We start from the raw sequence: 24,530 nt of genomic DNA, 5'->3' as shown, positions 1-24,530 counted from the left end.
GAATTTCGTGAGTGTTATGGAGTCACAACCTTGCCGTCCTCAGGAGACGGTGTATTTCAAGTGAACGATCAGGCATGGGTGCCCCTGTCGCACCCTTATCGGCCTAGTGATTTTTTATAGGCCCAAGGAGATAACATGAAAAGCCGCAGCTTCCGCAGTCTTTTATCCGCAGTCCCGTCTTTCTACGGCATGACCAAGCTCGCTCCGCGTGTCTCGCCAGGCTCGCTGTTCGAAGCCCTTGAAGAACGAAAGATGCTCACACTGCTGGGACTGGTTCCTGCACAACCGCTGATCTCATACAACTCCACGGGTGTGACAACCTATACGGCGGGATCGGATTCTTTCGATGTCACCGCCACCCCGTTGCTTTTTCTGAATGGTGCCCCTCCTAAGACGGTGGACCCCGTTCGTGACTTCCAACTTCACTTCACGGTGGACAATGCTGGTAACTTCGCTGGCGGGGTCGCAGGTGACGACTTCATCCTCGAAGGCAACATTAACACGGACGGCGTGCCCGGCTACGAATACACCGGTACTCTCCTTACCGCGGAAGTGACCGCATTCGGCTGGGTCAACGGCGGCACAAGCGACAGCTACGACGTACGTCTCCAAGTCACTGGCGGCGCACTGGCCCCTCTCTATGCCGGCAGCGACCTGGGTATCACGATCCTGAGCGAACACTCCAATTTCAACGGTGATTTCACTGTCGATTTCACTGGCGGTGCTAAAGGCAACATCGGCGCAGTCCCGACCGTCTTCGATCCCAGACCCGCCATCAACGTCATCAAATACACCAATGGCACCAATAACGATAATCCGACCACGCCGGGCGTACCCAATGGCCCGATCGTACCCGTCGGCAGCGTCGTTACCTGGGATTACACCGTAACCAATCCGGGCAACGAACCGATCGCAATCGACAAGCTCACCGGTCTGTCTGATGACAACGGCACGCCGGGTAACACCAGTGATGATTTCTATGCCACCTACGTCAGCGGTGATATCAACAACAACGGTGAACTTGACCTCACAGAGTCATGGTCATTCACCGCCAGCGGCATCGCAGTTGCCGGTCAATATGAGAACTACGGAACCGTAACCGGTACCAGCACTATTTCCAACACGCCGCTGACCGCCAGCAACGTGGATCACTACTTTGCTGTCGATCCGAAGATCAACATCGTCAAGCTCACCAACGGCACTGACAACGACAGCCCCACCGGGCCTTACGTGCAGGTCGGCTCGGTCGTCACCTGGACCTACAACGTCACCAACCCCGGCGACGAGGCCATCAAGAATGTCGTCGTCACCGACAACATCCCCGGCGTCACCCCGACTTATGTGAGCGGTGACACCAACCTGGATAACCAACTTGATCTGACCGAGACCTGGGTTTACACCGCCAGCGGTGTTGCCGTCGCCGGTCAGTACGCCAACATCGGCACCGTCAATGGTAACGGTGCTGTCAGCAATATCGCTGTCACCGATGACAACCCCGACCATTACTTCGGCGTCACTCCTGGTATTGACCTTGAGAAGTTCACGAACGGCGTGGACGCGACCTCGCACGCCAATGCACCGCTGATTGCACCCGGCGCAACCGTCACCTGGACCTATCAGGTCACCAACACGGGCGGGCTGGCCTTCACACAGTCGCAAGTGGTCATCGTGGATGATGCGGGCACCCCTGGGAACACCAGCGACGACTTCAGCACCACCTCCGGCGATATCACTCTCATCACCGCGACCGACGTGGGCAGTGACGGCATCCTCTCGGCCGGCGAAGTGTGGACATACACTGCCAGCGGTGTAGCACAGAACCTCGGCGGCCCTGTTGGTTCAACGATCACCATCGACATGAGCGGCAGCAGTTCGCTCGACGGCACGGATGGAAACATCCGCACCTTCAGCGCCGGCGGCGTGTCGGTCAAAGCCAGTGCATGGTCGCGTGAAAAGGGTTCGGGCGATAACTGGTCCGCGGCTTACCTCGGTTCATACGGCGGCGGTTTGGGCGTCACCGACAGCGGTGAGGGCAGCGGCGGCAGCAACTCTCACACCGTTGACAATGTCGGCCGTGATAACTACGTGCTCTTTGAGTTTGATCAGTCAGTCGTTGTGGACAGTGCCTTCCTCGGCTATGTGGTGGGTGACAGCGACCTCCGCGTCTGGATCGGCAACGCGACCGACCCTTACAACAATCACCTTTCACTTAACGATGCTACGCTGGCTGGTCTTGGATTCACCGAACTCAACTTGGCGTCCAACGGCAACACCCGGACGGCTGACTTCAACTCAGGCAATCTGGCGGGTAACGTGCTGGTGATCGCTGCGTCGCCTGATGACACCACGCCGGACGACTACTTCAAGATCGATCAACTCGACCTGCGGAAGACCGACCAGGTCTGCTACGAAAACTACGCGGTCGTCACCGTGCCGGGGGCGACGGATAACGACAACAGCTTCTACTGCAACCCTGATGTTCCGCCGCCCCAGACGGGCAAGATCACCGGCTACAAATATCAGGACACCACCGGTAACGGTCTATCTTCCGACGACACAGGGCTTGGCGGCGTCAAGATCAAGCTCTACAACGATGTGAACAACGACGGCAAGCTTACCTCGGCGGACGGCGCGGCGATCGCTTCTACCTACACCGCCAACGGCACGGGCTACTATGAGTTCACCGGCTTGGCTGACGGCAACTACCTCGTAGAGGAAGTGGTGCCTGATGGCTGGGTCCGTACCGGACCGGCACTGGTTGACTATGTTGCGGCCCAGGTGGTCAACGGCAGCATCGATAACACTGACAATAACTTCGCCAACTACGACACCAACGACTGCACCTGCAACCTGAGCTGTGTTTACTACGTCATCAACGGCTGCAGGACGGTTTACGACCTCACGGGAAATGTCACCGAGGGTGACACGGTCACCGTGTACTTCAACCTCGATTCCACCGAAACACTCTCGCTGGTCAGCTACACAGCCCCCAGCCCGAACTTCGTCGCCAGCGAGGCCAGCCAGCAGGTCGTGTTCGACTTTGATACGAAGACCTTTGGCCCCGGCAAGCACTCGCTTACGGTTGAAGTCCCCTGCTCTTACTTCCAGATTGACTTCGTCTGCGGCCCGGTGATTGATAAGTTCGGCCCAGCGGGCAGCAACATCTTCTACACGCCTCAAGGCCGCCTCATCGACGCGGACAACGGCGGGTCACTCGCAGGTTGTGGGTTCGGCAGCATCGCAGGCAGTGTCTATTACGACAAGGACAACGACGGCGTCAAGGAGTCAGGCGAAACGGGTATCGGCGGGGTCAAGGTTGTCCTCACAGGCACCAACGACCAGGGCCAGTCCGTCAACCTCATCCGTTACACCAACAGCAACGGCGACTATAAGTTCACCGGTCTCCGTGCAGGCAACTACAAGCTCACCGAAACCCAGCCCGATGATTACCTCGACGGCAAGGAAAAGGCCGGCAGCAAGGGCGGCAACATCAGTGTCAACGATATGATTTCCAGCATCGTGCTGGCTTCTGGAAACAACGCCACGGGTTACAACTTCGGCGAGATCAAGGCTTCGAGCCTCTGCGGATACGTTTACAACGACAAAGACAACGATGGCGTCAAAGATTGCAATGAAGACGGTATCTCCGGCGTCAAGATCACGCTCACCGGCACCGACGACAGGGGTCAGAGCGTCTCGGTGACGACCTATACCGACTCCTGCGGCAAGTACAGCTTCGCCAATCTCCGCCCCGGCACTTACAAGCTCACCGAAACCCAGCCCTCCGGCTGGAACGACGGTAAAGACCGTAAAGGCAACCTCGGCGGTAGCGTGTACAACGACTACATCTCGTCCATCAAACTGGGTATCGACAAGGACGGCTACAACTACAACTTCGGAGAACGCAGCAAGTACCGCTCCTGGTGCTAAACAACCAACCCCATCCTCCTCGCCCCCTGCGAGGAGACACCATCAAAGCCGTGCGCGAAAGCGCACGGCTTTTTTTCTCCCTTGAGATAGTCGGCGCAGCAACTGCTGCTTTCGATGGAAATGGGAAATACCGCTTGATCTGATAGGTAAACTTAGCCAGGCTCCGTCGGCCTTCGTTACTATGCTTGTTCCCTCACCCCTGAGAAATTTTTATGTTACCGGTCTATTTCGACGCCTTTACCCGTTTCGGTCCTCAACCTCGGCAGCACTCTGCTATCCGCTGGACGCTTGAGCACCTTGTGGAAGAACTGAAGTTCTGTTCGATCTCCGGTGCGTTAGTCACTCATTGTGCGCAATGGCATTACGATGCAATGTTGGAAAATCGACGGCTACTCGACCGCATTCGAGGGCATGATTTTCTTTTTCCAATCTGGTGTGCCTTTCCGCACTGGACGGGTGAAATGCCTGAACCGGCGGACCTGCTCAAAGAGATGTCTGACCGCAACGTCCGCGCGGTGATGCTGAACACGGGCACAAATGGTTGGAGCATCATCAGCCGAACCAGCCGGCCGTTGCTTGATGCGCTTGAAAAACATCGCGTCATGACGATCCTTGACGCCAACGAATCAGATCTGGACAAACTCGAGCAGGTCTGTATTGAACATCCGGAGCTTCCCGTTGTATTACGACACGCCAAGTGGGCGCAGTGTCATTCGGTGGTGCCGCTCCTGCTTAACTACAAAAATTTCCATATCACGCTCGACCACTTCCAGGTGAATCTTGCCCCCGAATGGCTGGTTGCACGCGGTTGCGAGAACCAGTTGCTCTACGCCAGCAACGCGACGTATATGTCGGCTGGCGCACATCGGCTGTACGTGGATTACGCTGATATTTCACCGGCGGCCAAAGCAAAAATTGCCGGCGGTAACCTGACGCGCCTGCTTAAAGGTCTCAAGCCGCCACGCGAGGTCATCAATCACAATGAGGATGAAATCATGGCCGAGGCTCGACAGGGCAAGCCTCTGTCAACGCTCGTGATTGATATGCACGCTCATATGCTTGATGAAGGTCTGCAAGGCGCGGGTGCCGCTTACACGATGTGGGATGGCGGTCCCCGCGGAGTTCGTAATCTGGCGCGACGGATGGGGATCAATCGCATGGGCATCATGAGCTGGAACGGCACCGTCGGCGCCCAGGCTCAGGAGGGAAATCAGTGCGTCACCACAGCGCTTGATGCTTATCCTGATTTCTACTGGGGCTTGGGAACATTCGATGTGATGCACCTGTCTGCTCAACAGATGAGAGCGCAGATGGAGACACTTTATGCGGATAACCGCTATCTGGGGCTGAAGCCCTACCCAAGCTACGGCATCCCGTACAACGATCCACGCTATGACGTGTGGTGGCAGTTTGGAAATGAGCGTCATCTTTACGCCGGATTACACCCCGTGAACTGGTACAGCCCGGGCGAATTTGACGGTATCTGTCCCAAGTGGCCTAACCTTACCGTCGTCGCATTCCACAGCGGTGGAGACTACAGCATCGCTGATACCACAATCGAGCTTGCCAGGAAATATCAGAACTTCATGCTGGAGATCACGCTGACGCCTTCGTGGGGCGGGATCATCGAATACCTCGCCGCAGGTGCCGGTGTGGACCGGGTGATGTATGGTTCCGATCTCCCCATGCGCGATCCGCGCCAGCAGTTGGGATGGGTGGTTTATTCCAGGCTTAATCTTGAGGACAAAAAGAAAGTCCTCGGCGGAAACGCCCAGCGTTTATTGGAGAAAGTGCAGAGCCACCAAGCATAGAATGGTTCGTAGCCTTTCTTGTGCTGTTCTACTGTTCGCAAAATCGGGGAAATCAAAATGCGAAACGCCATCGTTATCAGCGTCCTGTCCTTACTTTTGCTGGGATGTAATCGGGGCCTTCAATACAAGCCTGAGGCGCCTATCCCGCAAGCGCGAATATCGGCTGACTACTCACTGCTCAAGGATCAAGTCCAGGTGCAGGTGGATACCGACGGCTACCACCTCCAGAGCGCGGAAATAATCACGCCCGAGGGCACCGCTATTCGGCCTGTGAATATCTACCACCCGCCCGTCAAAGGCGGAAAAAGTACTGGGATCGGCGTCGGTGTCGGCAGCGGCGGACTCGGTACCGGAGTCAGTGTTGGTGCCAGCACGGGATCATCTCATGTTGAAGGATTGAGTACCGCGACCTTTGATTCCAAGGAGATCGGCAGTCCGCCGTGGCACTTGCGTGTCAAACTCGTCAGTTTGCCCGCGGTGGACATCACCTTACCGGCTCGGTAATCAATACTGTAGATCAACTGTCATCTTCGTACTCCGCTCATTGTTGAATTGCATGAAATTGAGTTGATCTCTGCCTGCACCCCTGCTGGTCTGCTCGGTTGATAGCTGACTTTGGGCTGATCTTTCGTTAAATCGTAAGATTGCCGTGGAAACTATCACGAGTTGCAAGCGTCTTTTCCCGATGACAAGCAATAGGACAAACGTCCCGCTGCAGGGGAGAATGCTATCCCAGTGCTTCCAATTCAACATGGAGACTTTATGACCCGTGCCTCCTCTGAAACTGCTCACTCTGATGATGCGGCACAGGCACAGCGACTAGTCGCCGCGTACGAAAAAATTTCGACGGAGCTGAGCAAGGTCATTGTCGGACAAAAAGAGGTCATTGAGCAGGTCATGATTGCCATACTCGCCCGAGGACACTGCCTTCTTGAAGGAGTGCCGGGCCTTGCCAAGACTCTGCTGGTTCGCTCGCTAGCGGAGGGAATGGCTCTCTCCTTCCACCGAGTTCAATTTACACCCGACCTGATGCCAGCCGACATCACTGGAACGGAGATCATCCAGGAAGACTCTGCGACCGGGAAGCGCCAGCTTATTTTTCAACAAGGTCCGATCTTCGCTCAGATGATTCTTGCAGACGAGATCAATCGCACACCGCCTAAAACACAGGCTGCTCTGCTCGAAGCCATGCAGGAGCACTCAGTGACCATCGGCGGAAAGACGCACGCACTGCCCGAACCATTCTTTGTGCTTGCAACGCAAAACCCCATCGAGCAGGAAGGAACCTACCCGCTTCCCGAAGCGCAGCGGGATCGGTTCATTCTCCACATCAAAGTGGACTATCCCGATCGTGCAGCAGAGCGGGAGATCATCCAACGGACCACGGGTGCCCAGCAATCAATGATTTCACAGGCTTTGACCAGTGAAGATATTCTGGCCTGCCAGCAGATCGTTCGACGGGTGCCCGTTCCTGAGCACGTGATGGATTTTGTGCTCGATGTGGTGCGCAAAAGCCGTCCCAAAGAAGAGGAAGCCCTGCCGTTTGTCAAAACACTGGTGGATTGGGGGCCAGGTCCGCGAGCATCGCAACAACTGATACTGGCGGGCAAGGTACGTGCGCTTCTGCGAGGACGGTTCCATGTCAGTATCGAGGACGTGGAAGCCATGGCTCATCCCGTACTCCGACATCGCATCATTCCGAACTTCAACGCTGAGGCGGAAGGGCTGACCGTTGATTCGCTGATCGACCGCATCCTCGAAGCCATCCCTCGCGGCACCCCCGCCAGAGTGATGTAAGTTCTGGATCATCGAACAATCCACGACAATCATCACTAAGGATGACAGCGGATGGCGGCTGACGCCCGCGGTACTTCGATACAACCGAACTCAATTTTTTGTAACGATTATGGCTCAGATCACCGACTACCTCCGGCCGCGCGATCTTCAAAAGATCGCCAATCTCTCCGTGCTGGCTAAGCAGGTGGTTGAGGGTTTTTTTTCAGGTCTCCATCGCTCGCCGCATAAAGGTTTCAGCGTCGAGTTTCGCCAACATCGTCCTTATGTGGCAGGCGACGAGATTCGTCATCTGGATTGGAAAGTTTTCGGCAAAACCGACCGCTTTTTTATCCGCGAATATGAGGAAGAAACCAACCTTCGAGCGACGATCGTCCTTGATGCCAGCGCGTCAATGGGATTTCGAAACGTCGCTGGATATTCCAAATATCACTATGCCGTGCGACTCGCGGCATCGCTGGCGTATCTCCTCTTTCAGCAGCAGGACGCGGTCGGCCTCGTGACTTTCGATGCAAAAGTAAGGCGGTACATACCACCTCGCGCCCGTCCGGCCCACCTGCGGACCCTTCTCGACGAATTAGAAAAAAGTCAGCCGGCAGGTGAAACCGAACTTAGTAAGGTGCTGACCAGCCTTGCACCCAATCTGCATCGACGAAGTTTGCTCATCCTGATCTCCGATTGCTTCACTTCTACCGCAGAATTGCTTCGCGCGTTGGCTCGCTTTCGTCACGGCAGGCACGATGTGATCGTTTTTCAACTCTGGGACCGTGCGGAGATTGAGTTTGATTATTCGGGGTGGACGAAATTTGAGTCGATTGAACGACCCGGCGAACAGCAACTGCTTGATCCAGCTTTGGTGCGCGATACCTACATCAAAAACCTGACGCAATTCCGTGAAGAACTACGTCAAGGATGTGCGCGGGAGAAAATTGATCTCGTGCCGTTAATTACAGACCAGCCGTACGCTGATGCACTGGCGAAATATCTGTCTTTGCGGGCGAGGCGGGCATGACCTTTCTTAACCTTGCCCTGTTGGTAGGTATTGCGGCAGCAGCGCTGCCGTTGTTGATCCATCTGTTCAGCAAGAGCCGACCCAAGGTCATCGCATGGGCGGCGATGCACCTGCTCATTCCCGCAGCTCAGGCCAGCCGACGACGACTTCGATTTGAGAACCTGCTGCTCCTGCTGGTCCGAGTGCTGATTCCCGTTCTTCTGGCTCTCGCGTTGGCGCGTCCCGTCCTCACTGGCGCACACGCGCCATCGGGTGATACGCCCACTGCGATGGTGATTCTTTTCGACAACAGCTATTCCATGCAGGCCATCGATTCCGGTGTGACGCGACAGCAGCGAGCCACGCAGGCTGTGGCAGCTATTCTCAGCCGCCTCCCGGCTGGATCAGAGGCTTCCGTCGTACTCATGAGCGGCGGAGTACGCACCCTTGGAAGTGAGGGTCGTCTGGACTTCCTGAAGCTAAATCAGCAACTCGATTCCGTGCCTTGTGACGGCAGCGGAACGGACACGAGTCGAGCGTTGGGATTAGCAGCAACGATATTGAAAAAAACGTCGCTGGCACAACGCTCACTCGTGATCGTGAGTGATTTCCAGCCTGGAAACTGGAGCGACTCTGATGCTCCTGCCCGCGAGACAGCGTGGGAACAGATCGCTGCACTTCCAGTGAAACCCATCATCACCTGGGTCAACGTAGGCGCAACAGAAGCCGACAATGTATCAGTTGATGCTGTTACGGTATCACCCGCGCGAAACGTGGTTAACCGGCCTGTCGTCATTCGTGTCGCCGCCAGTAATGTCGGGGGGACTTCGCATTCCGACCTGCATGTGTATCTCCGTGTGGATGGACGCGAGCGTGGACAGGCTCGCCTTTCATTGCCAGCCGGTCAGAGCGGTCAAGCGATATTCACGCACACGTTTGAACAGCCCGGCCCGCACCTGATCGAAGCTTCCACTGATGACGACGCACTCGCGGTTGACAATACCGCTTTCTATTCAACAGAAGTCATCGATCAGATTCCGGTTCTGTTGGTCAATGGTGAGCCAAGTCGGGAGCCGCTGCGAGGTGAAACTGATTTTCTCTCACTGGCTCTGCGACCCTTGGCAAACAGCGACTCCATGTTTCAACCGCGCGTCGTTGAGACACCCGGCCTGACGCCTCGCGCTCTCGACGGCATCAAGACCGTCGTTCTCGCTAACGTACGACAACTCAGCGACACACAGATCGAAATGCTGGGTCGATTCGTTCGTGCGGGAGGCGGGCTTATTATCTTTCCGGGCAACCGCATACAGGCATCGTGGTACAACGATCGCTTGTTTGAGAATGGTCAAGGTCTGCTGCCTGCCAGATTGGGCCGCCTCACTGCAAACAGCCAGCGAGCTACACGAATCGCAGCACAGAGGTTCGATCATCCAGCACTGACGCTGTTCAACGATCCGCGAAACGGCAACCTTACGGATGCGGATATTCGTAGTTGGTTTGCGCTGGAAATATCACCGCCTGAAAGCGAGCAGGTTGCTGCAAAAGTCATTGCTCGTTTGGAGAATGGAGATCCGTTTCTGGTCGAACGCCATTTTGGTCGTGGACAGGTAATTCTGGCTGCTACCGCATGTGATGCTGACTGGAGTTCTTTGCCGCTCAATTCAAGTTACGTCATGCTGATGCGCGAGATCATTGCATCAATAAGCATCGCACAACCGCAACGAAACGTCGCTACAGGTACACCGCTTATTCTTCATTTGGATTCAATGACAGCAGATTCAAAGATAGTCGTGTCCGATCCGACGGGACAAAAACATGAAATCATCGCCGATCAGTCCGACGGCCTGATCTCAGCTAAATACGCAGATACTTCCAGACCCGGAATCTACACCTTCATCGTTGGTTCAAACTCCATTCCCTATGTCGTTTCAGCCAATAGGAACGAATCCCGTCTCGCGGCAATGGAGTCATCAAAACTCGCGTCATTAGCAAAGTCCGCAGGCGCGACAGTGATCTCGTCAGGCGATGAGTATTCAACACTCGATCAGACGCGCCGGTTTGGCCGCGAAATCTGGCGACCCATTTTTATTGCTGTCGTAGCGATGCTCTTTGTCGAGCTGTTTCTCCAACAATGGATCACCAGGAAACGCCCGGCATGAGTCTGCAATTCCAAGGGGAACTTGGCTTTTCCACGGGGCTACTGCTGGCTTTGCTGCTGGGCATGCTGGCTGCTGCCATTTATTTTCGCGAGGTACGCGGACGACGAGACCGCGTTAGTCGGCTGCTGCCCATTCTCCGCGGTCTGGCGGTTACCTGGCTGCTATTAGCGCTCATTGGTCCGGTCCTGCGCTCAGAGGAGACCATTCCGCTATCGAGTCGAATTCTCGTTTTCGTTGATGCCTCACAGAGCATGAAAACTCTTGATCCGCAGATCAATCCAGATCGCAAAAAGGCGATTGCAAGTGTCCTGGGACTGATACGAACAGACGATCTTGATGAAATGTCACGTTGGCGACGAGGCGAGATCGCGCTGACTCGACGTGACAATGGCCTGCTCGCGCAACTGCTGCGGGATAAAAAAGACGAGATCGACGTTTTCGCGCTCCACAATGAAGATTCTCCCCGTGTCTGGTCGAGCCAGCCAACTCCCAGCTTCGATCGTCCGTTTTCCGCGGAGCCGAATGCTCCATCAACCGATCTTGTTACACCCATTGAAAAAGCCTTGGGGCAACCAGGATCCGGCGAGCCGCCGATTGCTGCGATTCTGTTTTCAGACGGCCAGCACAACCATGGCCCAGGACCGACAACACTGGTGCAATTACTGACACGACGAAAATTACCGCTATTTACTGTTGCTATGGGGGACACATCACCGCCACCCGATCTGGCGGTCGTTTCAACCGATGCGCCGGAAATAGTCTTTATCGGCGACCGGTTGATCGGCCATATCGTCCTGAAAGATCAAATGTCCGCCGGTACACCATTCACACTAAGCCTTTCCATCCCGTCCCAAGCAGGCGGCACGCCTTTTCTCGTGTGGCAAAAAAAATTGATTACCGAGGGCAGCGGTGAGAGGAAGATCGACTTTGATTTTCCCATCCGTGCGGCGGGACAACATGAAATCGATCGTCTGTCATCGCAGGGCATTGAAGTCGGCAATCTTCCACTGCAACTTGAAGCTGTTACCAGCAGCCTGCCGGGCGAACGCACCGCGGTTAATAACCGGGCGAGTCTGCGTGTCCGCATCATTAAAAACAAACGCAAGGTCCTCATTCTTGACGGCCGCCCGCGTTGGGAAACACGATTTCTCCGGGATCTTTTTGAACGCGATCAACAATGGGAGGTCAATCTGTGCATGCTCGGCACGCCGTTGCTGCCTACCGGGCCATTGCCGCGAGGTTCGACTCCGGGCACGTTTCCCAAAGATCGTGATACGCTGCTTACCTATGACCTCGTCGTACTTGGTGAGATACCTGCCAACGCATTCCAGGCACATGATCTTGAATCATTGCGGGATTTTGTCGGAGATCGAGGCGGCGGCCTGATTATCATTGACGGTCCACGTGGCCATCTCGCTCCATATATCAATTCGCCGCTGAGTGTCGTGTTTCCCATCAAGCGAGTCAGCAAGACCAACGGTATGTTGCGAGAACTGCGGCTTACCTCGCTGGGTGAAAACCAATCCGCATTTCACCTGCTGCCCGACAAGAGTGACAACGCGCAACTCTGGTCGAACCTATCTCCGCCGCATTGGGCCGCCGGAGTAACCGCGCAACCGGGAAGCGAAACGCTGCTTGAGGGGATGGTTGGGAACAACGTGGTGCCGTTGATCGTGACATGGCGTTTCGGTGCGGGTCGTGTCTGGTATCACGCATTCGAAGAGACCTGGCGGTGGCGTTATAACGTCGCGGATCTCTATCACCAACGATTTTGGAATCAGGTGGCAGCACACGTCATGGACCAACCATTCGCCATGCGAGATCGATTCGTCTCGCTCGATGTCGGCGGATTGGTGTATGAACAAGGTGACTCAGCCCGGATACGTGCGAAGATCGTTGATTCACAAGGACATTCCGTCGCGCAGCCTGAAGCTCTGGCTGTGATCTATCGAAATGGCCAGCGTATCGGAACTACCCCACTGAGTGCCGACGATAAGACTGGCATACTTTCGGGTGTTACCCCACCTCTGGATGCAGGCTCCTATGAAGTAGGCGTCGAAGTCAAGGGGTTGCCTGCTTCGGAAATGAAGGTTCGTGTGGGCTTTTCCGTACACGGAGGCATGCCCTCTGTGGAAATGTCGAACCTCGCATGCAATGAAGTTCTGCTGAGGCAGCTCGCAGAAAGCACGAATGGCCAACTCGTCCATGAGGAGGATTTGAGCAAATTACCGCCAATGATCGGGAACCTCGCCCGCACTCGCGTGGTCGAACACCATATGGCTTTATGGCGTGGTTGGAGCTGGTTTGTGCCGTTTCTGGTGTTATTGTCAATTGAGTGGATGCTGAGGAAAAAGCTGGGAATGATCTAACCTAATTCAACCCTGCTATACCAGCAGAAGCCCTCCGCGATTCCGGGCGCATGTGACCGATTACATACATAATGCCTACTGCCGATCTCCATCCTGTAACCGATCAGCTTCTTACTGCTTTTGCACGGCGGTGGCGGTTGCTGATTGTGTTCCGAGCGGTAATGAAAACAGTCGCAGTTGTGCTCACAGGAATGTTGGGGGTGGCATTACTTGATCGACTGATCGTGATGCCGGACTGGGTTCGTATCGGATTATCGGTTGTCATTTATGCTGCGGGAATCCTTATCCTGGTTCACGGCTTATCTCCGCTTGTGCGCTATCGCGGGCTGAAAGGAATATCGCGTCTGTTCGCATCAGCTCAACCGTGGTTGGGGGATGATGTCATTTCCGTTGTGAACCTCTCCAGCAGCAATGGTGATTCACAATGGGACTCACCAATATTTCGTGAGTTAACGCAAGATCGTGTTGCGAAAAAACTCGCTCATATAAAAGTCGCCGCATTGCTGCCCTCAAAATTTGTACGCAGCTCCTTTCTTGTTGCATTAGTTCTGGCTGTCCTTGCCGCCGCGCTCTGCCTTGTTCCAGGCTTTTTCTTCCGTATCTCGTTGGCGCGGGCTTTTCTTCCTCTAACCAATCTTGAACGTGTCACGAGCAACTCCATCGCACTTCTCCTGCCGAGCAATCCTGGCGCACCGATTCCGCAGAATGATCCGGTTGAAGTCGAAGTTCACATCAGTGGTCCTAAAGTGGATGACGTCGAGCTTTTGTACAAGGCAGGAAAATCGGCCAGCAGCAAGATGGCAATGCAGCAAGATGCCGTGACAGGGAATTATCGTGCGAGCTTGCCCGTTGGTCGCGACTCGGTGACGTTTCGTGTCAGTGCAGGCGATGCGGTTTCCCGTGAGTTCAAACTCAATGCCCAGCCTCGCCCGGAGATTGTCAGATTTGATAAGACCTACGAGTTTCCCAGCTATACCCGTCAACCCGCGCTTCAAATCAGTCAGGAACATGGCGACGTGTCTGCGATCGAAGGCACAATCGTCTTGCTAAAGATGACTGCCGACCAACCTGTATCGCAAGCCATTGCACATATCTACCGGGATGATCGAACTGAGGACGTACCGCTGGTAACGGATACGAAAGATCCCCGCCAGCTGGAAGGCAGGATTCAGGTATTAGCGAATGGTCGTTATGACGTGCAACTCACATCACGCGATACTGGATTCGAAAATAAGTTTCGTGCCCAATACGAAATCATTGCGCAACCCGACCTGCGTCCCACTGTTCAAATTAATGAGCCTGTGGGCATGGTGAGTGTCGCATCTGATGCGATTGTTTCGATCCAAGGTCTCGCTCAGGATGATGTGGGGCTAGCCAGCATTTCGCTTACCCGCGTAGATCAGCAAAGTTCGGACGCCGTATCGCTTCTATGGAAGGATCAGGGTGGCCCACCAACCAAACAGCATGCCATTGCCACCCGTGTCAACATTGCTGAGTTGAAACTCAAACCAGGTGATGAGATATCACTGCGACTCGATGCCACCGACCTCAAGGGAAGTGTCGGCCAGTCTGAGCCGCTGGTTATTCACGTCGTTGATTCGGCAATGGCGGACCTTGAGAATGAAACAACCCCGCTCAGTGAATCATTAAGTGAACTCGCCGCAGCAGTAAGTCAGCAAGAAACGAGCATTCGAGAACTGGCAAAGATCGCGGAAAACGAGCAATTATTTTCCAAGGATGCCGTTGAGATCAATTCGAACCAGACCAATCTCGATCAGAAAATCGAGTCTGTTCTAAATGAGCTACGCAATGAGGCGGATAACCACGACTTGCTGACAGCCGATGGGCGTGCAGCCGCCAGAGATGCTGATGACATACGAGCGATGATCGGACAACCTGCGGAGCAAGCACGTGATGCAGTCCAGAAAGGAACTGCCGCCAAAGAGCCAAGCGACAGACAGGCAAAGCTAAACGAAGCGGCAATTCAGCAGAGTCAGCTTGCGGAAGCACTGCGAAAAGCAGCCGAACATTATCGACAGGCCGCGGAGGGTAACCCTGATTTGACCCGCCCCTTATTGCGTGCTGCTGAACAGCCTCTGGGAGTCAAGGCGCCGCTGGATTCCATGTATGGCCAGGTCGAAAAGCTGGCAGCAATGTCACAGATGCCTGCCGATGAACTCCAACAAGCACTCGAAGCGGAACTCGGCACAAATACTGTCATGCGGGATGAGTTAACCAAGCTCACAAGCGACGCAGCATCGGAAGCACAGCGAAAGCTGGAGCAGTCCACAGCCGAGGAAAAAGCGTTAGGTGAAGCGTTGGGAAGCAGTACGCCGCCCGCTTCAACCGATGCGCAAAACAGGCAGCAGGCGATAAACGAAACCGCTCAAAGCGCAGGAGAGGATCTCGCCCGCGCTGCAGCCAACGCTGAAAAACTGGCTGCGAAAGATCCCGCGATGAAAGAAGCCGCATCAGCACTCAAAGCCGCAGCTTCTAATTCCGACACCATTGGCAATAACGAATTGGCAGCGGCAATAAAAGCTGTGCAGCATCAGTCAGGCTCACAAGCCCTGCCGAGCGTGACAAAAGCGGAGGCGGCATTGCGCGCTCAAGCCGATCTTGCTGGTAATGCTGCCGCAACAGCCAAAGCAGCCGCTTCTAAATCCAATCAAAGCCTCTCAAAGAATGTCGGTGCGGAAGGGAAGTCACCCATCAGTGCTGCGGCACAACCGGCCAGTGATGCGTCAAAATGGATGGCGGCTGCGCTCGATCAAGCAAACCGCCCTGGCGTGCCTTCCGAGAGCACAGCGGCATCAACGAGTGATTCCGCGCAGCCCGGCTCATCCAATGGCGCATCATCGGAATCATCTTCCTCGCCGTCTCCCCAATCTGTAGCTGGCAACTCGCCATCAAGTGTCGCTTCCGCCACCAGTGGGACCATGAGCGGAGCCGCGGGAACGCCGGACCAGCCCAGCGCAGCGGCGGCTATGCAGGCCGCCTTCGAAGCACAGGCCCAGGCGATGCGCGACGACCGGATGGTCACATCTTTCGGAACCGGCGTTGCCAATAAAAGTGCTTCCTCCAACGGCAACCGAGGCGGCAACTCAAGCTCCGGTGATCTGCTGAATAACAGTGATGGCCTGCCCGATGCTGCCAGATCGACGCACAACACGTGGGGCAAGCTCACGCAAAAGCAAGCACGCGATTTGGCTGCGACACAACGTGATCAGGTTTCGCCGGAGTACCGCGCGGAGGTGGACGCCTACTTCCGAGCCATCGCGGAACGGGCCAACTCAGGGGGCCCTCAATGAAGCATCGGCCCACTCTCTTTGTTTTGGCTGCTCTCGCATGGGCATCGCTCGCGGGATTGAGCGTTTCCGGCGCGGAGCAGGTTCCGTTACCGACCTCACAGACTCAAGCAAACGTCGCAATTACTCGCGGCATCAACTATCTCCTCTCCATTCAATTACCCAACGGTGCCATTACTGACTCGCCTAAAAATAATTCCACGGCTTTTACATCGCTTTCGATTATGGCCATGCTCTCGGTGGGCCACCTGCCGACGGACCAGACGCGCGAGGGTGAAGCTTTACGCAAGGCATTAGCGCTGGTTCTTGATCCTAGTCGTCAAGACAAGTCGGGTTACTTTGGCAAGGCTGACAAATCTGGAATGGAGGGCCACGGCATTACCACGCTCATGCTCACGGAAGTGCTGGGCATGGGTGTCAACGATGATCAAGACGAACTCATCCGTACCCGCTGTCAAAAGGCGATCGATCTGATCCTGCGGTCACAACAACATCCCAAGAAAGATCCGAGTTTTCGCGGAGGTTGGCGGAACACGCCGACTGCCAAGGATGCTGACCTTTCCATCACGATCTGGCAGGTCATGGCTCTGCGCTCGGCGAAAAATGCCGGTTTTGATGTTCCCAAAGAAGCGATTGACGATGCCGTAGCGTACATCAAGCGGTCGTTTGTACGCCGCAGCCGCGGTAATAAAGAGGCGGCATGTTTCACTTATCAACCAAAGGTGGAGCGAGGGGCTTTCGCAATGACCGCCGCGGGAATCGTCGCACTGTCGCTCTGCGGGGAGCAGGACAGTATCGAAGTCCGTGACGCGACGAAGTGGCTCACCACGGCCCCGGTTGACCCCACCGCGTGGTACTACCACGGCACGTACTACTTTGCCCAAGCGATGACTCAGCGCGATGGCAACATGGAGGCACAAGGTCGGCAGCGCGTCGAAGACTTACTGCTGACCAGGCAATCGCCTGATGGTTTCTGGGATCACACGTCCACGGATAATGAGTACGCCACCGTCGGCATCGGCGGCCGCGTCCATTGCACGTCACTGGCAGTCATGAGCTTGGGTGTGCGCTATCACTTTTTACCTGTCTATCAGCGATAACGTTGCTCTCAGCAAGCTTGCCCTGCGCGGGATTGGGACCTGATGTTGATGGAAAAAGACCAGGCATGGCCATGCCTGGTCTTTGGAGTTTTCTCTACTGGCGCAATAACGAGTACGAATCGCTCACTTCGCGTCCAGAGCCACGGTCACCGTCTTGATCTCGGTATAGTTGTCCAGGGCTTTCTCTCCCAGTTCTCGACCCATGCCGGACATCTTAAACCCGCCGAACGGTGCCGCCGCGTCAAACACGTCATAACAATTCACCCATACCGTCCCCGCCCGAACCTTGTTGGCGATCGCATGAGCCTTACTGATATCGCGCGTCCATACCGCTGCTGCCAAGCCGTAGAATGTCGCATTGGCTCGCTTAACGACCTCATTGACGTCCCTGAATTTCAGCACACTCAACACCGGGCCGAATATTTCGTCGGTGCTGATCTTCATATCATCTTTCACATCACCGAAGACCGTGGGTTGGATAAAGAATCCCTTCTCACCGACACGTTGTCCGCCACTGAGAAGCTTAGCTCCGCCCTTCTGTCCTTCGCTGATGTAGCTCATGATCTTGTCGAATTGGGCTTTGTCCACTTGCGGCCCCTGATCGGTCTTGGGGTCAAAGGGATCACCGACTTTGCGACTCTTGGTCTTAGCAATCAGTTTGTCCACGAACGTATCGTGAACGCTTTCCTCTACAAAGAGTCGTGAGCCCGCACAGCAGCATTGGCCTTGATTGAAAAACAGTCCGAAGTACGCGCCCTCAACCGCAGCGTCGAGATCGGCATCGGCAAAGACGACGTTTGGACTCTTACCACCCAGCTCGAAGGTGCAGCGCTTCATAGTCTCAGCTGCATTGCGCATGATGATCTGCGCCGTGCGGTGCTCGCCGGTGAAGGCGATCTTGTCCACGCCGCCATGCTTTACCAGTGCTTCTCCCGCCGATTGCGGACCAAACCCGGGTACTACGTTAATGACACCCGCGGGAAATCCCGCCTCCATCGCCAGCTCTCCGAGGCGCAGGGCAGTCAGCGGCGTCTGCTCAGCAGGTTTGAGGACTATCGTGCAACCAGCCGCGAGAGCAGGCCCCCATTTCCACGCGACCATGAGCATCGGGAAATTCCAGGGAATGATCTGGCCCGCGACACCGACAGGCTCCTTGCGCGTATAGCAGAAATAGTTACCTCGGATCGGAATGGTCTGCCCGTGCATCTTGTCCGCCCAGCCAGCGTAGTAACGGAAGCAATCGATCACGAGAGGCAAATCGGCAGCGCGGGAATCTTTCAGTGGTTTGCCGTTATCGAGAGATTCGAGGGCGGCTAGCTCGTCGAAATTCTGCTCACAGAGGTCCGCAAGCTTGTTAAGGAGTTTGCCGCGATCACGGGCATCCATCCGTGACCATGGACCGTCCTCGAAGGCTTTGCGGGCAGCCCTAACCGCCAGGTCGATGTCTTTTTCACCACCCAATGCAACGTCAGCGATTTTTTCTTCCGTTGCAGGATTGATCGTCTCGAATGTCTCACCACTGACGCTATCGCGCCATTTGCCATCGATGAGCATCCTGGTCTGACGAACCTGAACCGGATGACGAGAAGCCACGCGCGGGGTTGATACAGCAGTCATTTTGGGCCTCCTCTTGAGAAAGTGTGTTGACACAGGTGCAGGTTCCGGCTATCGCCCCGGAAGGAAGCACCTTGGATTCTAGCGATAAAGGCAGCACGACTGAAAGAGCTTTTCAAATTGAATAATCAATTATTCATCCCGCAGGCTCATCAACTAAATGCCTTAACACTTCGTGGAATGAAGCCCTAAGTTCCTACTACCGTCAATTTGACGAGATGCGCAATCCCACTACAGGCAGATGACCGGTAATCCCCTGCTATAAAGCCCTTGAGCCATGAGGATCAAGAGGTTAAGACAGATCCGAGGGAGACCATCATTACTCGTGGTTTCGTTCCAAATAAGCTCGATAAAGCAAAATATGCCTGTCTTTTACGATTTTTACTTGTACGAATCCTTCAAGGTCACCGCTTGTAATGGGGAACAGATCAATTCGGCTTGAGGATGGATTCCTAGACCCGTCTCGCAGGCCAATCAGGGTGAGAACGACGTGGCAGACGATTTTGATCAAATTGAAGAGCAACTCCGCCGGATCGATGAATCCGCCTCAGACAGCCCGCAATCGGGTGACGATGCTGCGGGTGGCAACATTGTGAATGATGTATCTCTGTCCCGCTTGGCTGATGCGCTTTGCCGTGCAACCGCATCGGGAACACACCTCACGCCGGAACAACTTCTGGCCGAAGTTCGTGATCGGCAACAGGCGTTGGATCAGGGCACCCAGTGGCAGCCCTCTGAACACCTTGCTGCCTGCCTGCTTTGTTTTGATGCTTTTGAGGCTCTCATCGGTGAGAAATCGGAAGTCACACCAGCGACTATCGATCGTTATTCCGCACTTCTCAAGCCGGTTGACGACCTTCAGGACATCATCGCACTGATCCGACCCCCACAACCAGCCAGTCACGCTTCGCGCTTCCGTCGCTGGGGGTTGGGTGTCGGTATCGCTGCGCTGCTCATCATGGGTGTTATGCTCGGCTTGCGGATGTATCACGCGCCGACTTCGGCCTACCTGCACACCGGCCAGATGGTGTTTAAGGATGGCACTACCGTCCCGGATACCGAACCGATTCCAGCTCGCCGAGTCGTGATAGCCCGCGAGCCTGTCGCAACTTTTTTTAGTGATGGCTCACGTCTTCAGGTTGAAAAAGATGCGCAGTTTTCCATATCCGAGTCCTTCTCCGGCGACACTTCCATCCAACTTGAACGTGGCGTCGTCGAAGCACACGTAGCCAAGCAGGAACCCGGTCACCGTTTCTCCGTCATCACTCCGTTGGGCGAAGTAATCGTGGTCGGGACACGATTCAGCGTTGAGTCCAGAAGCGAACAGGTCGTTACCTATCAAACCGGCGATGGTCTGCCTACTGAGCGGCCCGTCAGTCGTGAGGAAAAAGTAACAGCGGTGACGGTAAAAGTCTTCGAAGGCGTAGTGAAGGTGCGCAACCGTCATAAGCAGGAGGTCCGTCTGCCTGCGGGCGGGACCGCGGTGATCCGCGAGGGCCAGGCCATCATTGATGTCACGGGAGCCGTAGCTCCATGATCTCAAAATGCTCGAGTGCCCACAGATTTTCGATATGGGTGGGTGCTGCGATATTTCTGTGGCTTAGTTTAGGTTTGTCGGCTGAGGTTCACGCTGCGGATCCTGAAGAGTCGCAGTACAACGTAGCGGCTGCCTTGGTCAACGCCGGTCAGTGGCAGGCTGCTATTAAGAAAATCGAAGAGCGTGAAAAGCTCGATCTCTCCGACACCATGAGAGCAAAATATCTCTACGCCAAAGCTCAAGCGTATGAAGTAGGAGAAAAGGCAACCGAGTCACGCGGCACATATGAACAACTGCTCGAAAAATATCCCTCCTCCGCTGAGGCTGCACCAACACGCATCGCCCTGATTTATCTGGATTACGCGGCAGGTCGGATTGACGCAGTGATCGAGAGATACGGCAAAGTTACCACAGCTCAACTCTCCGCAGATGACAAGAAAAATCTTCCGCTGATGTACGCCGAGTGTCTGTACGCAAAAAAGCCGGACAAGGCCGCTCTTGATGCGTACCACGCCGCCATCGCAGCGGGGGCCGACGCATCAACTCTCACCGCTAAACTCTTTGATCTCTACGTCCGTCTCGGCATGCACAGCGAACTTCTGGCTATCTCCGCCAAACCCATCGCCAGTATCAAAGATGATCTCCTCCTGTTGGTGCGAAGTGAATCATTGCTTGCATTGAACCGCTATGGGGAAGCGGAAACTGAAGCAGCGAAAGTTCCCGCCAACAGCGTCTACGCGCCGCGAGCATCATTCGTCATTGCCCAGGCGCGTATCAAGCAAAATAAATTGAAGGAAGCAGTTGATCCGCTCCAGGCCGCCATATCCGGAATGAAAAATCCGTCCGCACCGCCAGCCGCGTATCTGGCTCTCGCGGAATGTCTGCTGGAAAGCGGTCGGGGTAATGAGGTCAAAAAGGTGCTCGACGCTGCAGCCAAAGCAGTAGCTGACGCCCCGGAAGATCAACAGGTAAAACTACGTGGACAGATTGACATCCTGCTCATTCGCGCTGCCTCGACTGACGCCAGCGGGGTAAAAAATCGCAAAGCGCTCATCGATGCCATCACTGCCGCACGCCAGACCGCTCCCAAGGATCAGCTTTCCAAGCTGCTCTACATGAGACTCTTCGCCCTGTCAGAGGAAGGTGATCACAAGGCTGTGCTGGCAACGATGAAGGATGATTACCCCATCCTGGAGTCCGGAGAGGAATACGGACCCGCAACGCTTATCTATGTCGCATCGCTCCGCAAAATCGGCCGAGGAAAAGAAGCTACTAAACTTCTCGAAGACTTCATTATCCAAAAGCCCGATAGTTCCGAAGCATTGCGCATCAAACTCGAATTAGCCAACGATATTCTCGAACAGGGTGATAACGTAAAAGCCAAGGCCGAATTTGATGCCATCTCAGCTGCCGCAGGAGCACAGGACAAACTCGGTAAATCAGCATTCGATGAATTGCAGTTCAACCGCGGAGTGCTAGCGCAGAAACTGAACGAGCACGCAACTGCGGTCACTCTATTCACCACACTGCTTGCCGGTGCGCCTAATGAAGACATCACTCGAGCGACGCTGCCTTTACTGGGGCAGTCCTACGCACTCCAAAAGGATTACACCAATGCCGCTGCAACGTGGAAGAGATCACTATCGCTTCCGAATCTTAAAACAGGTGATGAAGCTGATCTGCGCGATCGGTTAGCGCGAGTTTTATTTGCGATGAATCAATATGCAGAGGCATCTTCGGAGTTTGCCGCTGAAGCCAAACTCCTCAATGGAGAAACGAAGTTAACCAGAGAAAGTCTCGAACTCTGGGCGCGATCGCTATATAGCCAACAGAAATATGCGGAGGCAGCCTCGATGTATGCCGAGCTTGCCGACAATTACCGCGATACTCCTGGCTATGCCTACGAAGCAGCGGTGGCTTACGAACGTGATAAAAAGTTTTCTGACGCCGAAAAGTGGTTCACTCGTGCTGCAACACAGAAGAGCAAGTTGCCCGAACCCTACGCGTCCCAGGTGGATGCACAACTCGCAGCACTGCGACTTTCCAGCGGTACCGGCGACATGGGTTTGGCTGACTGGCTCAGCCGCATTGGATCTGCCAAAGATGATGCAGATTTTGAGGCTGCAGCAGGTTCTCTGAGAAAAATCGCCGCTGCGGGAAAGATCGATGCTGCTGGCCGTGATCGTTTAACGAAACTCCTGGAGTCAGTACCTGCGGACAAGGCTTCTCGCTACACACTGGGTGCTCTTGTTCTCCAATCACTACACGAAGCCGGCCAGCTTCGTGATGCGAGTCAGCTTGCAACCAAACTTGCTGATGATTTCGCAGCTAACGAAAAAAAGCTCGATCCCAAAGCCTCAGGTGCTGCACTCGCTCCAGCAGTGATCTATTTCGTAAAAGCTGAATGCGCCCGCGCCTCGGGAGACTACGCCGACGCACTGGCTGACTATGAAACCGTACTCGCTGCTTATCCCTACAACGAATGGCCCGATGCGGCGGCGTGTGGTGCGGCTGAGTGTTACGCGACACTAGGTGACACCGCAACCGCGTTAGCCAAGTTCAAAGAGGTCGCTGGAGCACCGGCAACAAATCCGCCCTCACCGGCCAGTGAGAAGTGGCGAGCTATCGCTAAACGTCGCATTGAAGAAATCGAAAAGAAATAGCGTCAGTCACCGACGCAGCCATGATCGAGAACTCCTGACGAGTTGAAAGGAAAGCCGTGGATCACATCAAATTTCTCGTTGACATGTTTCAAAAAGGCGGTCTATTCATGTGGCCGCTTCTGGTGGTCGCCATCGTCTCTGTCATTCTGATTATTGAGCGATTCATCTTCCTGCGTGAAAACAAGGTTGATTGGGATCGATTCCAATTCGAGTTGCGATCCGCGCTCAAGGAAGACAGCCTGGAAAAAGCGGTAGTCCTCGCCGCGAAGACCAAGGGTGTCATTGGCCGGGTGATGCAGGAGTGTCTGCTCCGTGTGCAGGCGGGACAAACGGATATTGAAGATGCGACGGAGAAGGAAATCCTCAACGAAATGACCTCCATGGAGCGATCTCGCGGCTGGATCGCCACCATGATCCAGATTGCTCCGCTGCTGGGTCTCATCGGTACGGTGCAGGGCATGATCGTGTGCTTCATGACCATCGAGCAAACAGCCGATACCAGCCCGAAACTTCTGGCGAACGGCATCTACACTGCGCTAATTACGACATTCGCCGGCCTGTTTATCGCAATACCCGTCAGCGTCGCGCAGGAACACATCCGTAAGGAGACCAACAAGGTTCTGCATTTTCTCGACCTCTACCTTGTCGAGGTTCGGGAATGGATCGACAAGAAGAAGTCTTCCGGACAGCCTGTCCTGCCGACGATGACACACACGCCGTCGCGCGGTGCTATCCCCGCTGTGTCGAACCCCGTGGAACCTCTTGTCGGAGCTGCGCGATGAGATCGCTCCGACATAAACGACATGAACTGGTGGATAATCGATCAATCGACATGACGCCGATGATCGATGTCGTATTCCAGCTCATTCTTTTTTTCATGCTCACGTCAGCTCTGGTGAAACCTAACCAGATTGAGCTGAACCTCCCGGAATCCACGAGCGGAGTGAAATCACAGGAACAGCCGCAGCCGCTGGTGGTGAGCTACTTCATGAAGGACGGCAAGCCCGAATTGCGCCTGAACGAGAACTTAGTACCGTCGCTCGATCGACTCGGTGCATCCATGCTTGAAATCGCCGACCCGAAGAACGCCCCACAGGTATCGCTGAGGATCGAAAAGACGCTGCCTGTCCAGGATTTCGCCGCCGTCGTGGATGCGGTACGGGATGCAGGGTTCGTGCGTTTCGGCTGGGATGTTGTCGCCAAAAACTCCGCGCCCTTGAAGTAGTTCTCTGTTTCAGGAATCGCATCCTCGTG

General features: G+C 55.0%; 14 protein-coding genes. 13 read left to right on the top strand and 1 reads right to left on the bottom strand.

Annotated features, from left to right (window positions below):
* The first annotated feature begins 135 nt into the window (after positions 1-135).
* The 9 genes from IT444_06430 to IT444_06390 all read left to right on the top strand — a co-directional run bounded on the left by IT444_06430 (position 136) and on the right by IT444_06390 (position 17,462).
* Positions 136-3,930: a hypothetical protein gene (locus IT444_06430; GenBank protein ID MCC7192405.1), complete on the top strand. Its 3,795-nt coding sequence runs from the start codon at positions 136-138 to the stop codon at positions 3,928-3,930.
* A gap of 461 nt (positions 3,931-4,391) precedes the next feature.
* A complete protein-coding gene (locus IT444_06425; protein ID MCC7192404.1) occupies positions 4,392-5,741 on the top strand; it encodes an amidohydrolase family protein in 1,350 nt (449 codons plus the stop codon).
* Between the two features lie 57 nt (positions 5,742-5,798).
* Entirely contained in the window at positions 5,799-6,245 is a 447-nt protein-coding gene (locus IT444_06420) for a hypothetical protein (protein ID MCC7192403.1), read from the top strand.
* A gap of 258 nt (positions 6,246-6,503) precedes the next feature.
* Positions 6,504-7,538, top strand: coding sequence for a MoxR family ATPase (locus tag IT444_06415; protein ID MCC7192402.1), 1,035 nt, complete (start codon positions 6,504-6,506; stop codon positions 7,536-7,538).
* 109 nt (positions 7,539-7,647) lie between these two features.
* Positions 7,648-8,547 (top strand): DUF58 domain-containing protein, encoded by a 900-nt coding sequence (locus IT444_06410; protein ID MCC7192401.1) that lies wholly within the window; start codon positions 7,648-7,650, stop codon positions 8,545-8,547.
* Positions 8,544-10,685, top strand: coding sequence for a VWA domain-containing protein (locus IT444_06405; protein ID MCC7192400.1), 2,142 nt, complete (start codon positions 8,544-8,546; stop codon positions 10,683-10,685). Before IT444_06410 ends, IT444_06405 begins: the two co-directional genes overlap by 4 nt.
* Entirely contained in the window at positions 10,682-13,054 is a 2,373-nt protein-coding gene (locus IT444_06400) for a hypothetical protein (protein ID MCC7192399.1), read from the top strand. The genes IT444_06405 and IT444_06400 overlap by 4 nt, the downstream gene beginning before the upstream one ends.
* A gap of 161 nt (positions 13,055-13,215) precedes the next feature.
* Positions 13,216-16,365, top strand: a complete 3,150-nt coding sequence (locus IT444_06395; GenBank protein ID MCC7192398.1) for a hypothetical protein — start codon at positions 13,216-13,218, stop codon at positions 16,363-16,365.
* Complete coding sequence (locus IT444_06390; protein ID MCC7192397.1) at positions 16,362-17,462, top strand: terpene cyclase/mutase family protein; 1,101 nt, start codon at positions 16,362-16,364, stop codon at positions 17,460-17,462. Before IT444_06395 ends, IT444_06390 begins: the two co-directional genes overlap by 4 nt.
* A 123-nt stretch (positions 17,463-17,585) precedes the next feature.
* Here IT444_06390 and IT444_06385 read toward each other — a convergent pair whose 3' ends face one another.
* Positions 17,586-19,079 carry an aldehyde dehydrogenase family protein gene (locus IT444_06385; protein ID MCC7192396.1) on the bottom strand — a complete coding sequence of 498 codons (1,494 nt, stop codon included), beginning with the start codon at positions 19,077-19,079 and terminating at the stop codon, positions 17,586-17,588.
* Positions 19,080-19,566: 487 nt separating this feature from the next.
* On the opposite strand from IT444_06385, the gene IT444_06380 reads away from it, so the two are divergent.
* From IT444_06380 to IT444_06365, 4 genes are read left to right on the top strand one after another with little or no spacing between them, the layout of a single operon-like run.
* The gene (locus IT444_06380) at positions 19,567-20,613 is read left to right on the top strand and encodes a FecR domain-containing protein (GenBank protein MCC7192395.1); all 1,047 of its coding nucleotides are present in this window, start codon (positions 19,567-19,569) and stop codon (positions 20,611-20,613) included.
* On the top strand, positions 20,610-23,276 hold the full coding sequence (locus tag IT444_06375) for a tetratricopeptide repeat protein (GenBank protein ID MCC7192394.1): 2,667 nt from the start codon (positions 20,610-20,612) through the stop codon (positions 23,274-23,276). The genes IT444_06380 and IT444_06375 overlap by 4 nt, the downstream gene beginning before the upstream one ends.
* 56 nt (positions 23,277-23,332) lie before the next feature.
* Entirely contained in the window at positions 23,333-24,058 is a 726-nt protein-coding gene (locus IT444_06370) for a MotA/TolQ/ExbB proton channel family protein (GenBank protein ID MCC7192393.1), read from the top strand.
* Positions 24,055-24,501: a biopolymer transporter ExbD gene (locus IT444_06365; GenBank protein MCC7192392.1), complete on the top strand. Its 447-nt coding sequence runs from the start codon at positions 24,055-24,057 to the stop codon at positions 24,499-24,501. Before IT444_06370 ends, IT444_06365 begins: the two co-directional genes overlap by 4 nt.
* Positions 24,502-24,530: the final 29 nt, after the last annotated feature.

The sequence above is a fragment of the Phycisphaeraceae bacterium genome (genome assembly GCA_020851465.1).
Classification (GTDB): Bacteria; Planctomycetota; Phycisphaerae; order Phycisphaerales; family Phycisphaeraceae; genus JADZCR01.
Note: the sequence above shows the minus strand (reverse complement) of the source record. Positions and strands in the feature narration are given on the sequence as shown.

Coding starts and splice junctions, on each gene's coding strand:
- IT444_06430 (MCC7192405.1), top strand. CDS start 136: ATGAAAAGCCGCAGCTTCCGCAGTCTTTTATCCGCAGTCCCGTCTTTC.
- IT444_06425 (MCC7192404.1), top strand. CDS start 4,392: ATGCCTGAACCGGCGGACCTGCTCAAAGAGATGTCTGACCGCAACGTC.
- IT444_06420 (MCC7192403.1), top strand. CDS start 5,799: ATGCGAAACGCCATCGTTATCAGCGTCCTGTCCTTACTTTTGCTGGGA.
- IT444_06415 (MCC7192402.1), top strand. CDS start 6,504: ATGACCCGTGCCTCCTCTGAAACTGCTCACTCTGATGATGCGGCACAG.
- IT444_06410 (MCC7192401.1), top strand. CDS start 7,648: ATGGCTCAGATCACCGACTACCTCCGGCCGCGCGATCTTCAAAAGATC.
- IT444_06405 (MCC7192400.1), top strand. CDS start 8,544: ATGACCTTTCTTAACCTTGCCCTGTTGGTAGGTATTGCGGCAGCAGCG.
- IT444_06400 (MCC7192399.1), top strand. CDS start 10,682: ATGAGTCTGCAATTCCAAGGGGAACTTGGCTTTTCCACGGGGCTACTG.
- IT444_06395 (MCC7192398.1), top strand. CDS start 13,216: ATGAAAACAGTCGCAGTTGTGCTCACAGGAATGTTGGGGGTGGCATTA.
- IT444_06390 (MCC7192397.1), top strand. CDS start 16,362: ATGAAGCATCGGCCCACTCTCTTTGTTTTGGCTGCTCTCGCATGGGCA.
- IT444_06385 (MCC7192396.1), bottom strand. CDS start 19,079: ATGACTGCTGTATCAACCCCGCGCGTGGCTTCTCGTCATCCGGTTCAG.
- IT444_06375 (MCC7192394.1), top strand. CDS start 20,610: ATGATCTCAAAATGCTCGAGTGCCCACAGATTTTCGATATGGGTGGGT.
- IT444_06365 (MCC7192392.1), top strand. CDS start 24,055: ATGAGATCGCTCCGACATAAACGACATGAACTGGTGGATAATCGATCA.